Origin of the sequence: Bacillus salacetis (assembly GCF_049177075.1) — a bacterium.
Lineage (GTDB): Bacteria > Bacillota > Bacilli > Bacillales > Bacillaceae_B > Rossellomorea > Rossellomorea salacetis_A.
Genome location: NZ_CP185377.1, coordinates 4,193,459 through 4,206,852, shown reverse-complemented (window position 1 = coordinate 4,206,852; position 13,394 = coordinate 4,193,459). Strand labels below are relative to the sequence as shown.

The window sequence follows — 13,394 nt, the reverse complement described above, 5'->3', positions numbered from 1 at the left end:
TGGTAAAGGTTATTCGACATGGATGAAGAAGGTGTCGCCGTTGTAGACGTTGACGGCTTGAAGTTCTATTTCCCTCCCATTTTGGATCATGATGTTCTTGTTTTCGGGAAACTCCAGTCTTTCGCCACCCTTTTCTGCTTTAAAAACAGGGTTGTGTTTATCGCTCAAATCAACTTTGGTTTTATAGCCTCTGGACGTATAATACTCATGAGCATCCACATACCAATCCCCAAGCCCTTTTATATCCAAGCCAAGATATTCCGAAACGGCAGCAGCGAGGTCGGTGTTTTCGTGGAGTCCCGTCGGCTTCCCTGGTCCATATGCATACAGGAACACATCTTCCCCGGTGTGGCCGTGGGTGGTGAAGCCCAGGGAGGCCCTTTTGCTGAGCATCGCGGCCATTTCATCTTCTACATCCGTGACTGTCACAGCTTTTTCGACTCTACAGAATTCTTTTTCAGTATGTTCATCCAGTCCATAAGAGGCCAGGACTTCTTTCAGGTTTGACCGGTCTTTTTTTAACTGGGAGGAAGCGCCTTTGACCGTCAGCTTAGCTTTTTTTAATGGCTCTACAAAATCACCAACAGGCTGATCATAGTAGTTTTTATCCGTTGTAACGTTTCCAATTGTCAGGCCGCTGTTTCCGTGGTCGGTTACAGCAATCACCATCGTATTGCCATCTCGTTTAGCAAACTCGACAGCCTTCCCAACCGCCTTATCAAATGCCAAAACTTCACTGATCATGCCCACAGGATCATTCTTATGAGCGGCCCAGTCGACCTTGCTTCCTTCCACAAACAGAAAGAATCCTTTCCCAGTCGAGTTCAACCGATTAATTGCAGTCTCGGTCATTTCCGCCAGTGAAGGCTGCCCCGGCAGAAGTGCGGCCCGGTCAAAATCATAAGCCATGTCCTCCGAGGCAAAACTCCCCCACAGCTTACCCGCACCACGAACATCAAGGTCGGATTTCTTTTCAATAAAATGATACTCCTTCTCCTCAATCACCTTAAGCAGGTTTTCTTTATCTTTCCTGGCGGATTCCTTCGTTTTCAACATCCCGTCGTCATTTGCCATTCTCTTCTCCTCATCGCTATGAAGCCAGGCAAGACCTCCGCCCAACACAACATCAATCCCTTGGTACACCTGCTGTTCGGCGATATCACTGAATTCATCACGATTTTTCACATGAGCCGAAAAAGCAGCCGGGGTGGCATGCTGAACGGGGGACGTGGCAACGATTCCTGTTCCATATCCCCTCAAACGGGCTGCTTCAAGCAGACTCACCGCAGGCTTCGAGCTATTACCGTCCGGCACCATCCCGATAAAATCAGCATCCGTCTTGAACCCGGTAGCCATGGCAGTCCCGCCAGCCGCGGAATCCGTGATAGCCGACTGATGGGAATAGGTCCTGACCCCGCCGGTCAGAATCTCATCCAATGCTAATGAAGAGCCTTTATACCAGCGGGCCAATGTTACGATATCGGAATTGGTCCCGTCCATCACCATGAAGATGACATTTTTCTTCGATGTTTGGGCTAAAAGGCAGGAGGGAGGTACGGCAGCAAAAATAATAGAAAAGAATAGCAGAAGAATAAGAACTTTTATTAGGTTTTTCATGGGTATCCTCCTTAGTAAAATCTATTCAGGATTAGTATGAGGAGGCCAATCCATTCTATACCAAAAAAAGCACCGTACCTTTAAGATAGGCACGGCGCTTCACTTTATTTCCTCTCTAGGATTCCAAGAAGAATATTCTCAAGAATAGTATGTTTGTCAGCATTTTTAATTGCGCTGTTGGTCAATCTGTCGAAGTTCACCGGTGTAACCAATGTAGAACCAGGCAAGTCCATCTTGCCAGGATCGACAACAAAGACCTCACCTTTCTTAATGCCGGTTTGAACTTCCACTTTTCCATCCGACTTCATGCCGGTAGTAACTTCTCTTTTCTTTAGTTTCCCGTCATCGGTGACGATAAGTAAAAATTTCTTTGCTCCATTCTTTAGCAGGCTTTCTTCTGGAACAGTCAGGACATCCTTTGCTTCCTCGGTAACGATGGAAAGGGAAACATGGAAGCCCGGACGTAATTTTTCAATTTCCTGGTCTTCTCCAAATTCAACCTTGAATGGATAGGAGCTTTCTCCATCTTCTGTCGTGTTTTCAGAAGGCAGAGCAGCAATATCTGTAACGAAGCCATTCAACTTGTCTTTGACTGCTGTTGAACGAATGAAAGCTTCTTGGCCTTCAATTACTTCTAAAATTTCCTGTTCAGTCAGCTCTCCTTGAACAACAGGTGAGGTGGATGCAATGACGATGAGAGGGTTGTCCAGGTCACGGGAGACCATTTTTACAATCCCGTCTAATTCGCTTTGAACCGTCACTGTTTTCTCATAGGACCTCAAATCATTCAGCTGGCGTTCATAATTGTCCGCTTTATTTTCCATGCGGTCAATTTCGAGTTCCTTTGCGGCAATCTCCTGTTCGACAAAGTAGTCAATTTCAAGGGCGCTTGCCTCCAGGCTTTCATCAGGAGGAAATTCTTCTGTTGAAGATATTCTTGGTATCCTGGTTGAGCTTGCAGAAGGTTTCAGCGACCTAAGATCACTGATGTTACTTTTAATACTGTCGATTTCATCTTCCAGCTGCTCAATTTCCGATTCAAGAACTTGCTCCTGCCTAAGTGTATCTTCTGCCTCATAGGTGTACAAATCATTACCAGCAGATACTTCGTCCCCTTCTTTTACAAGGAATTCCTGGAAGGTACCGAAGCTGCTGTCAAAATAGACGTAGCTTTCTTCTGCGGAAGCAAGGGATGCAGTTTTCTCCAGTGTGTTTTGCAGGTTTCCAGTTTTGATTGGCTTCCAGTCACTTACAAAGGAATTACGGTCGACCTTGCTGTGGGCTTTTTCTATTAAGTATACATTCGTGATAATCAAAGCTAGGGAAAGAGCGATAGCTAGATATACAATAATTTTTTTCATTTCAGGTCACCGCCTTTATACCAATATCGAGAAGTCTATATAAGCTAAAAACGCAGTAATGCTCCAGAACAGGAGGTTTAACACAACTATCCATAATATAACGATCCATGTCTTCTTTTCCGTGAGCCGCTTTAAACCGATAAATTGGATATAGGCAGCCCATACTTTGAATAAAGAGATGCTTCCGAGAAAGTATTTCAGCCATTCATTATCTGTTAGGGTCTGACCGATTACGCCGAGTGCGAAGGGGGAAGAATACCAATTTAATGATAAAAAAGTAAGGAACGGCAGGTAAATCACTTTTTCCAAAAGTAGAATCACTAGTGTAATACCTTGCACTGCAACGATCTTTTTAAAATCAGCATCGGAAAGTGTCCAGAATAATAGAGCGGGAATGAATAAGATAATACCTGCATATAACAGTCCCAGCAGTAACCTTCCCAATAAGAAATAAAATTTATTAACTTCAAAATCCAAAGGTGATATTGTAGTCAGTTCTTTCGTTAAAGGGACTGTTCCCCAGCCAAAACCGGCATTTAAACCAAAAATCAGTAATGATAGAACAAACAAAAATATGATTTTTTGAGAGTAGCCTTTTAAAATCTCTGATTCTCTTAATTGATAGAAATATGTAGAAGGATGCAGCAATCCTTTTAAAAGTCTAACTTCATTCATGAATGTATTCCCCCAATGGTTTCTAAATCCCTCAATCCATTTTATCGGAAAAGAGCGAACTTTTCCATAAATTGTAGAAATATAATATAAAAAGGCTCCCAATTGGAGAGCCTTTGCATTTAACCATTATAACTGATAAGTGATTACTGTTACTATTGTAAATAACAGGATTAATCCAACCACGGTGAAGCCCGACATGATCATTCTGTTTCTGGCTTTCCGCGCTTTCAGTTCCTCCGGGGTTAAAAAGTGCATGTTTTTCCTCCTTTTCGATAGCTGGCTGGCATGGATATCATAGTCCGTCACGACACCGAAGCCCCTTTAGCTTTGCGTCATTATCTTTCAATAATTTTGCCTTTTCGTATGGTGACACTTTTTTTATCGACCAAAGTTTCTATTGTTTAATAGTATTTTAGTCGGAATTTGTCGGAAAAAGTCGGAAAGTCATTCTTCCAGGGTCTTGAAGAGAGTTACTAATTTATTTATATACTTTTCTTGTTGTCTCGGATTGTAATAGGAGGCAGTAATGATTATATTTTTAAGTTGCGGGTATTTTCTCAATATGTCTATGGCTCGTTCCCATTCTCCTTCTTCAAATTTCTCTCGTAACACCATAGTGGAATCTCTCTGATCACTTGGATATGGTGCATCGGAAATGATACGAAATAAATCCTCGGGGGACATCTGATAGAGAGTAACGAGTTTCCTTAAGATATCATTGGGAAATTGGTACTTCCCATTTTCATAACTGTTAAACAATTGTTTGCTGATGTTCAAGCGTTTAGCAACCTCAACTTGACTTAGCTGTACCACTTCTTGTCTATATCTTTTTAAAGCCTCAGAAAAAATCAATGTTATCACCCACAGTTCTTCAGTAGATGTAAATAACATAACCCTTAATGAAAGAAAGAAAATTAAAGTAAATAAATACTTTACTAAACAAAGTAAATCATTCATTTACTTATTTGTTTGTGTTGATAAATTACATATTTTTCCTGTAAAATGAAAATAAGGGTGAAAAAAGTCCTATATTGTCAAAAATTGAATAGCGGGAGGAAAAGATGAAGAAAAAGGTGTTGCTGCTTAATTGTTTAGGTGATGGTGTTAGTTCAATGGATGTAAGGGATTATTACTTATTCTTTAGAGGGAGGTATACGGAGGATTCATTCTTGCTTACTTCGATTGGAAATTTCACATCGACTATGAAGAGCTTGACTATTCAGGACTTAACTTCTGATCCAAGTTTTCTTAGCTTCCTTCCCATACCATTAACCCGCTCTACAAAATTCTTATTAAGGGCGGATGTAAGGGGAGTAAAAAGCATTCTCAAGTTGACTGTTAATGAAGAAAAACTGGTGCTTGAGCCTTTTACTTATTATGATGAACTGACCGATGAAATGTTTTATCACATCGTTGAATGTTTCACACTGCAAAGAAAAGATAAATATTTATCTTTTTTGTTACACCCACGCAAAGGCAGAACAGGCAAAAGCAGCAATCACCCGGATGATCATGACGATAACACTGTAAGATTTGTAAGATAGTCGTCTTCCTCCTAAAAAATTCACATAAAATCCAAATATTGTATTTACGAAGCTTGTAGATTTCTGGTATTGTATGTATATTACTGAAGTTTAACATTCCACAAGATTGGTAAATATAATAATACAAGATAGATATTTTAGGAGGTTTTCTTAGTGCACCAGGATTCAACCAAGGAACAACAGCAATTACTCAATCTCATGCAAAAAGCATTTGACAAAGCAAGCAATGGCAACATGGATGCTTCAAAAATGGTACACTGGCTTCAAAAAGAACTTCAAACTGAATATACATTCGTTAAACAAAAAGCGCTTTAGACCAAAAACAGTCGAGAGTGCTTTTTTTAATTTTTATGTAAGCGCTTTATCAATTTAAAGCACCGGGGGACAGTCCCCCGGTTTGCTAAAGTGTTAAAGGATTTTTAATTAGAAAGAGGGATGGGTGCCTGATGTAGAGAATATTAGTAGTAATCCATCTGAAAGGAGTGTTTTAATGGCAAGGCAACCCCGTAATTGGATACTGGGCGCCCCGTATCATATTATGATGCGTGGAAACAGGAAATCTATTATTTTCCACGAATCCAAGGATTTCACAAAGTATTTGGACATTCTTCAGCTAACCTACGAACAATTTCCCTACATTCTCCACTCGTATTGTTTGATGAACAATCATCTCCATTTACTGCTCGAACCAATCAATCATTCTCCAACTGTATTATTCAGGAAGATCAACACCAGTTATGCGCTGTATTACAACAAAAAATATGACGTAACGGGTCATCTGTACCAGGATAGATTTCAAGCAAAGCTCGTTGATTCAACATCATATCTCCTCGGTGTAAGCAAGTATATTCACCTTAATCCGGTAGAAGCAAAACTAGTCAAGGAACCTGAGCACTATCCTTGGAGCAGTTACTCCTCTTATTATCATCAAAAAAAGAATCCTCTCATCACTACCGACAAGATCCTTTCCTTCTTCCCTGATGCCTCACCTGACCACTACAACGAATTTATCCTAAGAAAACGCACCTATAAAGAGCAAGAACAGGCAGACACCTTCCTAAAACCCTGACACTTTCACACATTAAAGCGGTGGGGGACAGTCCCCCACCGCTTTAACGCGTTAACAATCTAAGTTTCTAAAACTTTCCTATAATGCGTTGACCGCCTCAATGAAAACCCATACAATGAGAATAGTTATTAGTAAATTCAGAAATCAGAAGGTGCGGAAGCCATGAGAATAGTAGATGAACACCGCATAGGCAAGAGTGCACTTCTTCTTCTCCTTATGGACGGAAACGAAGAAGAGTACAATGAACAATTCAATGAATTGAACTGGCAGTATTGCACAGGCAAGGTCGGTTCTATGAATGTCCAAAAGATTGTTGCTGCGATTGAGACGGCAGCCAAGCGAAACGGGATTGTCAGGGAGGATCTCTACAGAGAGATGCACTCGCTATACCACGCCACGATGGAAGCCATCTCGGGAGTCACCCGCGGGCAGACCCAGCTCGGTGAAATTCTCAGAACGGTCGGATTAAGGTTTGCCGTTGTCAGGGGAACACCATACGAGAATCCTGAAGAAGGCGAATGGATTGCCGTGGCGCTTTACGGAACGATCGGTGCACCCATCAAAGGCCTTGAGCATGAAACCATCGGTCTTGGAATCAACCATATTTAATAGGAAAGAGCCTATAGTGATTAGAAATCAGGAGGCTCGATGACAAGCTTTATTTGTCGTCGAGCCTCTTTTTATTTTTCTCAATTAACCTAGCAGTGCTTTACCACTTTAAAGCGACGGGGGACAGTCCCTTGTTACTTTAAAGTAACAAGGGACTGTCCCCCGGTGCGGTAATGCGCTAAAGCGACAAATCAAATCATAAAGGGTGATGATGAATGATTGAATTGACTGGACATACATTGACATTAGAGGAAGCGAAGAAGATTATTTATGGAAATGAAAAGGTGGCGCTGTCCCCGCAAAGCCTCAGCAAGGTAAGGCAAAGCAGGGAAGCGGTGGAGAGAATCGTACGCGAAAAGAAAATCGTTTACGGCATCAATACCGGTTTCGGGAAGTTCAGCGACGTGCTCATTGACCAGGAACATGTAGAAGAGCTGCAGCTGAATCTCATCCATTCCCATGCCTGTGGATTGGGAGATCCGTTCCCGGAAAAAGTCTCCCGTGCGATGCTCCTCCTGAGAGCCAACGCGCTTCTCAAGGGCTACTCCGGAGTGAGACCCATGGTTATTGAAACACTAATAGAACTCCTCAACAAACAAATCCACCCGGTCATCCCGCAGCAGGGATCGCTGGGAGCATCAGGCGACCTCGCGCCGTTGTCCCACCTGGCACTCGCCCTGATGGGGGAAGGAGAGGTCTTTTACAAAGGGGAAGTCCAGCCGACGCTGCCTGTCCTTTCAAAGGAAGACATCATGCCGATTACCCTGCAGGCCAAAGAAGGCCTTGCGCTCATCAACGGAACACAGGCGATGACCGCCATGGGAGTCATCAATTACATCGAAGCCGAACAGCTCGCATACCAATCAGAGATGATTGCCGCACTCACGATCGAAGGCCTGAGGGGGATCATCGACGCTTTCGATGAAGACATCCACATTGCCAGGGGCTACCGCCAGCAGATCGAAACAGCAGAAAGGATTCGCACTCATCTCGCCGGCAGCAAGCTCATCACCTCCCAAGGGGAACTGAGGGTCCAGGATGCCTACTCGTTACGATGCATTCCGCAAGTCCACGGTGCTTCTTGGCAGGCCCTTGATTATGTAAAAGAAAAACTCGAAATCGAGATGAACGCAGCAACCGACAACCCGCTGATTTTTGAAGACGGTGAAAAAGTCATCTCCGGCGGGAACTTTCATGGCCAGCCGATTGCCATCGCCATGGACTTCATGAAAATAGCCATTGCGGAACTTGCCAACATTTCCGAACGAAGAGTCGAGAGGCTGGTTAATCCGCAGTTGAATGACCTGCCGCCTTTCCTGAGCCCGGAACCCGGCCTGCAGTCAGGAGCGATGATCATGCAATACGCGGCAGCGTCACTCGTTTCGGAAAACAAAACCCTGGCCCACCCGGCAAGCGTCGATTCCATCCCATCTTCGGCCAACCAGGAAGACCACGTCAGCATGGGGACGATCGGGTCGCGTCACGCGTATCAAATCTTACAAAATACAAGAAGGGTCTTAGCAGTGGAACTAATTTGCAGCCTGCAAGCCGTCGAGTACCGCGGCATCGAAAAAATGGCGCCCGCGACACAGAATTTTTACAAAGAAGCCAGAAAAACCGTCCCAACCATTAAAAAGGACCGCATCTTCTCCAAAGATATCGAAAACCTCCAGCTCTGGCTGCAGGAAATGAACTGGCAGGACTATAACTCTATTAAAAAAATCACCCAATAAGGGAGGAACTATAAATGGAAAAAACTCGTCAAATCAGAGCAAAAAAAGGCTTGGAAATCGAATGCAAAGGCTGGGAACAGGAAGCAGTCCTAAGAATGCTGTACAACAACCTCGATCCGGAAGTGGCAGAAAAACCGGAGGACCTCGTTGTCTACGGCGGAATCGGCAAAGCTGCGCGGAACTGGGAATCGTTTGATGCTATCGTCAAAACGCTCCGCACGCTTGAAAACAACGAAACGATGCTGGTCCAATCCGGAAAGCCGGTAGGAGTCTTCAAAACACATGAAGCCGCTCCAAGGGTCCTCCTTTCCAACTCAGTCCTCGTGCCTAAATGGGCGACCTGGGAGCACTTCCATGAGCTCGACAAAAAAGGATTGATGATGTACGGGCAGATGACCGCGGGAAGCTGGATTTACATCGGCACGCAGGGGATTTTACAAGGAACCTATGAAACGTTTGCGGCGGTAGCCCGTGAACATTTTAACGGATCGCTCAAAGGAACGATCACACTGACAGCCGGGCTTGGGGGCATGGGCGGGGCACAGCCGCTCGCTGTCACAATGAACGAAGGTGTTGTCATTGCGGTGGATGTCGATCCGGAAAGTATCCAAAAACGCATCAATACTAAATATCTAGATGTAAAAACAGACTCACTGGACGAAGCCCTGATGATGGCATACGAAGCCAAAGAAAAAGGCAAACCACTGTCAATCGGCCTTCTTGGAAACGCGGCATTGGTCCACCACGAACTGCTTAGAAGAGGAGCCAAAATCGATATCGTCACAGACCAGACGTCCGCCCACGATCCGCTTAACGGCTATGTGCCTGAAGGTTACACGGTCAAAGAGGCTGACGTGGCAAGAAAAGATAATCCAGATCTCTACACAGCTCAAGCGAAAAAAAGTATGGCGAAACATGTAGAGGCAATGCTGGAGTTCCAGCGCCGCGGAAGCATTGTCTTTGACTACGGAAACAACATCCGCCAGGTGGCTGAAGATGAAGGCGTCGAGGAGGCATTCGCTTTCCCGGGATTCGTCCCTGCCTACATCCGCCCGCTGTTCTGTGAAGGAAAAGGGCCATTCCGCTGGGCGGCACTTTCAGGTGACCCGGAAGATATCTACCGCACAGACCGCCTGATAAAAGAACTCTTCCCGGAGAAAGAGGAACTGATCCGCTGGATTGATATGGCGCAGGAAAAAGTCGCCTTCCAAGGACTGCCGTCACGGATCTGCTGGCTTGGATACGGCGAGCGCGTGAAGATGGGGCTGGCGATCAATGAGCTTGTAAAAAAAGGTGAGCTGAAAGCACCAGTCGTCATCGGACGTGATCATCTCGACTGCGGCTCCGTAGCATCTCCAAACCGTGAGACAGAAGCCATGAAAGACGGAAGCGATGCTGTCGGTGACTGGGCAATCCTGAATGCGCTGATCAACACGGCAGCAGGCGGTTCATGGATCAGCTTCCATCATGGCGGCGGAGTTGGAATGGGCTATTCACTTCATGCCGGGATGGTCGTTGTCGCTGATGGTTCCGACCTTGCGCATGAGCGCTTAGAGCGTGTCCTCACAACGGACCCGGGAATGGGCGTCATCCGCCATGTCGACTCAGGATATGAAAAAGCAGAAGAAACAGCGGATAAGTGGGATATTAAAGTGCCGATGAAAGGAGACAAATAATGACTCAATACGATGTGCTGATTAAAAATATCGGGCAGCTGCTGACGATGGATCATGGAGATGGCCCGGCCAAGGGAGAGCAGATGTCCCATGCGCCTTTAATAGAAAATGCTGCACTGGCTATTAAAAATGGAAAGGTTGCCTGGATTGGGAAGGCCTCTGAAACAAGCGTTTTGGCAGCCGATAAAACTGTTGATGCCAAAGGCAAACTAGTGACTCCGGGACTAGTAGATCCGCACACCCACCTCGTGTTCGGCGGTTCCCGCGAGCATGAAATGGCCCTGAAGCAGCAGGGCGTCCCTTATCTGGAAATCCTGAAACGAGGCGGCGGGATCCTGTCTACAGTAAAAGCGACTAGGGAAGCAACAGAGGAGGAACTCACCGAAAAAGCTCGTTTCCACCTGGACCGCATCCTTTCCTATGGAGTGACCACCATGGAAGCAAAGAGTGGATACGGCTTGGATAAGGATACCGAGTTGAAGCAGTTAAGAGTTGTAAAAAAACTAAACCAGAGCCATCACATCGATTTAGTATCAACGTTCCTGGGTGCACACGCCATCCCGCCGGAACACAAAGAAAACCCTGATGCTTTTTTACAAGAAATGCTGGATCTGCTTCCTGAAATCCAAAAAGAAGAGCTTGCTGAATTTGTTGATATTTTTTCTGAAACAGGTGTCTTTACCGTTGAGCAGGCCCGCAATTATCTCCTCAAAGCAAAAGAAATGGGCTTTCAGGTTAAAATTCATGCCGATGAAATCGATCCGCTTGGCGGAACGGAAATGGCAGTTGAAGTCGGGGCGATCAGCGGTGAACACCTTGTTGGTGCTTCAGACAAAGGAATCAAAATGCTTGGGGAATCCGACACGATAGCTGTGCTGTTGCCGGGAACTTGTTTTTACCTGAACAAAGACAGCTATGCCAAAGCTAGAGAAATGATAGAAGCAGGTGCGGCGGTCGCACTTTCAACCGATTTTAACCCGGGCAGCTCGCCGACGGAAAACCTGCAGCTGATCATGAACCTGGCTGCCCTGAAAATGAAGATGACGCCGGAAGAAATCTGGAATGCCGTCACGGTCAACGCTGCTCACGCCATCAACAGAGGTGAAAGTGCAGGGAAAATTGCCATTGGCCGTCAAGCAGACATCGTCATATGGGATGTTCCGAACTATCACTATGTTCCGTATCATTATGGCGTCAACCACGTGAACACCGTCTGGAAAGCAGGCAGAGCGGTGTATGGGAAGGAGCGGGAAGATGAGCAGGTTTACACATCTTAGAACAGCTGGAAAGGCCCAGTTCAAAGACCGCTACACTAAAAAAGCAAATGAATTGCTGGCACCTTGGGTGGAAGAGAAAAAAGGGGATATCGCTCTTGTCGGGGCACCCCTTTCCAAATCATCCATCAGCCACTCGGGGGCAAGCTTTGCTCCAGAGGTGATCCGCCGCTGTCTCAGCTCGTATTCCACATTCGCCATTGAAGAAGAACGGGATTTGTCGGATAACACCTTCATTGATTTCGGCGATATCCTCATGCACCCGACAAGCATTGTGGAGTCACAAAATAGAATCTATGAATCTCTCACTGAAGTCTGGGCGGAGGACGCCGCACCATTTACGATCATATTGGGCGGCGACCATTCCATTTCTACTTCTACCATAGAAGCACTCACAGAACATAAAGGAAGGGTAGGGGTCATCCAGTTCGATGCCCACCATGATTTGCGGAATGTCGAGGATGGGGGTCCTACGAACGGAACGCCATTTCGCAGGTTAATAGAAAGAGGGATCATCAAAGGTGAGGACCTGGTGCAGATCGGGATCCGAAACTACTCCAACGCAGGGGCGTATTATCAATATGCGATGGAGAATGACGTGAGCGTCTATACAATGAAGGAAGTCCGCGAGCGGAACATCGCAGATATCATGAAAGAATCGCTACAGATGCTCGAGGCCAAAGTCGACCTCATCTACCTGTCCGTGGATATGGACGTCCTAGACCAGGCCTATGCCCCGGGTTGTCCGGCCATCGGTCCAGGAGGGATGGACAGCGCAACCCTGATGGAAGCCGTCAGCATCGGCTGCAAACACCAGAAAACAGCAGCCATGGATATCGTCGAAATCGACCCAACCCTCGACATCCGTAACATGACCAGCCGGATTGCCGCCCACCTGCTGCTGAACAGTTTAAAAGACCGCACCACCTAGAGGGACAGTCCCCTGTTACGTTAACGTAACAGGGGACTGTCCCCCAGTGCTTTAAAGGGATAAAGTGCGTTACCCTAAGTGTAAATTTATGGTATTATAGGAAAGATTATTACATCACGGAGGTAACGCAATTGGTAGGATTATTTTTACTGTTATTGGTCGCAGCGGCTTTATTGAACCATCCTAGTGTGAAAGGAATGATAGGTGAAAGTTGGATAAGATTCCACTTAAGCAAGTTGGATCAGGAGAACTATTTCATCTTACATAATATATTGCTTCCTGCACAGAACGGCAAAACCACCCAAGTAGATCATGTGGTAGTGTCACCTTATGGAATTTTTGTCATTGAAACAAAGAATTATAAAGGGTGGATTTTTGGAAGTGAAAAAAGTAAACAGTGGACACAGCAAATATATAAAAGCAAGCACAGGTTCCATAATCCAATCTACCAAAATTATGGACATATCGAAGCTGTGAAAAAAGCAGTGGGCGAACATATCAAGTTGCCTTACATATCCATCATTGCTTTTAATTCTAAAGCAGAATTGAAAAAAATAACGGTATCGTCCTCTGATGTACATGTGACTTACGATAACAGGGTGCAAAAAGTAATCAATTCTTATCAGGATCGAAAGATGTCCACTCCATATGCAAAAGCTGTTTATGACCATTTAAATTCTTCAGCAATCAAGGGAAAAGATGCTGCAAAAGACCATGTTTCTCAAGTGAAGGCAGACCAGCTCCTATTGGAGCAAAAGGTAAGCAGGAATATTTGTCCCAAATGCAATGGGCATTTGGTGGACAGACTCGGCAAACATGGAAGATTCAGAGGATGTGCGAATTATCCGGAATGCCGATATACTGCATGACAAACCTGACAAAAGGATCATCCCAAAAGGGTGGTC

Annotated in this window: 14 protein-coding genes and 1 riboswitch; of the genes, 9 read left to right on the top strand and 5 right to left on the bottom strand. The window is 45.3% G+C overall.

The window, feature by feature from the left end:
• Positions 1 to 9: 9 nt before the first annotated feature.
• From ACOJQI_RS21625 to ACOJQI_RS21605, 5 genes are all read right to left on the bottom strand, one after another.
• A complete protein-coding gene (locus ACOJQI_RS21625; RefSeq protein WP_421382009.1) occupies positions 10 to 1,617 on the bottom strand; it encodes an alkaline phosphatase in 1,608 nt (535 codons plus the stop codon).
• Positions 1,618 to 1,721: 104 nt separating this feature from the next.
• Positions 1,722 to 2,978, bottom strand: coding sequence for an efflux RND transporter periplasmic adaptor subunit (locus ACOJQI_RS21620; protein ID WP_421382007.1), 1,257 nt, complete (start codon positions 2,976 to 2,978; stop codon positions 1,722 to 1,724).
• A gap of 15 nt (positions 2,979 to 2,993) precedes the next feature.
• Positions 2,994 to 3,653, bottom strand: a complete 660-nt coding sequence (locus tag ACOJQI_RS21615; protein WP_421382005.1) for a hypothetical protein — start codon at positions 3,651 to 3,653, stop codon at positions 2,994 to 2,996.
• Positions 3,654 to 3,779: 126 nt separating this feature from the next.
• Positions 3,780 to 3,908: a hypothetical protein gene (locus ACOJQI_RS21610; RefSeq protein ID WP_421382003.1), complete on the bottom strand. Its 129-nt coding sequence runs from the start codon at positions 3,906 to 3,908 to the stop codon at positions 3,780 to 3,782.
• Between the two features lie 13 nt (positions 3,909 to 3,921).
• Positions 3,922 to 4,019, bottom strand: a riboswitch (cyclic di-GMP riboswitch).
• 78 nt (positions 4,020 to 4,097) lie between these two features.
• A complete protein-coding gene (locus tag ACOJQI_RS21605) occupies positions 4,098 to 4,610 on the bottom strand; it encodes a helix-turn-helix transcriptional regulator (protein WP_421382001.1) in 513 nt (170 codons plus the stop codon).
• A 104-nt stretch (positions 4,611 to 4,714) separates the two neighbouring features.
• Between ACOJQI_RS21605 and ACOJQI_RS21600 the strand changes: the two genes are divergently transcribed.
• The 9 genes from ACOJQI_RS21600 (at position 4,715) to ACOJQI_RS21560 (ending at position 13,358) form a co-directional block, all read left to right on the top strand.
• Positions 4,715 to 5,197 (top strand): hypothetical protein, encoded by a 483-nt coding sequence (locus ACOJQI_RS21600; protein WP_421381999.1) that lies wholly within the window; start codon positions 4,715 to 4,717, stop codon positions 5,195 to 5,197.
• Positions 5,198 to 5,350: 153 nt separating this feature from the next.
• Entirely contained in the window at positions 5,351 to 5,512 is a 162-nt protein-coding gene (locus tag ACOJQI_RS21595) for a hypothetical protein (RefSeq protein WP_421381997.1), read from the top strand.
• 175 nt (positions 5,513 to 5,687) lie between these two features.
• On the top strand, positions 5,688 to 6,266 hold the full coding sequence (locus tag ACOJQI_RS21590; RefSeq protein ID WP_421381995.1) for a transposase: 579 nt from the start codon (positions 5,688 to 5,690) through the stop codon (positions 6,264 to 6,266).
• Between the two features lie 162 nt (positions 6,267 to 6,428).
• Positions 6,429 to 6,875 carry a hut operon transcriptional regulator HutP gene (gene hutP, locus ACOJQI_RS21585; protein ID WP_421381993.1) on the top strand — a complete coding sequence of 149 codons (447 nt, stop codon included), beginning with the start codon at positions 6,429 to 6,431 and terminating at the stop codon, positions 6,873 to 6,875.
• 215 nt (positions 6,876 to 7,090) lie between these two features.
• Positions 7,091 to 8,608 (top strand): histidine ammonia-lyase, encoded by a 1,518-nt coding sequence (gene hutH / locus ACOJQI_RS21580; RefSeq protein WP_421381991.1) that lies wholly within the window; start codon positions 7,091 to 7,093, stop codon positions 8,606 to 8,608.
• Positions 8,609 to 8,622: 14 nt separating this feature from the next.
• On the top strand, positions 8,623 to 10,284 hold the full coding sequence (gene hutU / locus ACOJQI_RS21575; RefSeq protein ID WP_421381989.1) for a urocanate hydratase: 1,662 nt from the start codon (positions 8,623 to 8,625) through the stop codon (positions 10,282 to 10,284).
• Complete coding sequence (gene hutI, locus ACOJQI_RS21570; protein WP_421381987.1) at positions 10,284 to 11,561, top strand: imidazolonepropionase; 1,278 nt, start codon at positions 10,284 to 10,286, stop codon at positions 11,559 to 11,561. Before hutU ends, hutI begins: the two co-directional genes overlap by 1 nt.
• Positions 11,539 to 12,489, top strand: a complete 951-nt coding sequence (gene hutG / locus ACOJQI_RS21565) for a formimidoylglutamase (RefSeq protein ID WP_421381985.1) — start codon at positions 11,539 to 11,541, stop codon at positions 12,487 to 12,489. The genes hutI and hutG overlap by 23 nt, the downstream gene beginning before the upstream one ends.
• Before the next feature lie 131 nt (positions 12,490 to 12,620).
• Entirely contained in the window at positions 12,621 to 13,358 is a 738-nt protein-coding gene (locus ACOJQI_RS21560) for an NERD domain-containing protein (protein ID WP_421381983.1), read from the top strand.
• The last annotated feature ends 36 nt before the right edge of the window (positions 13,359 to 13,394 follow it).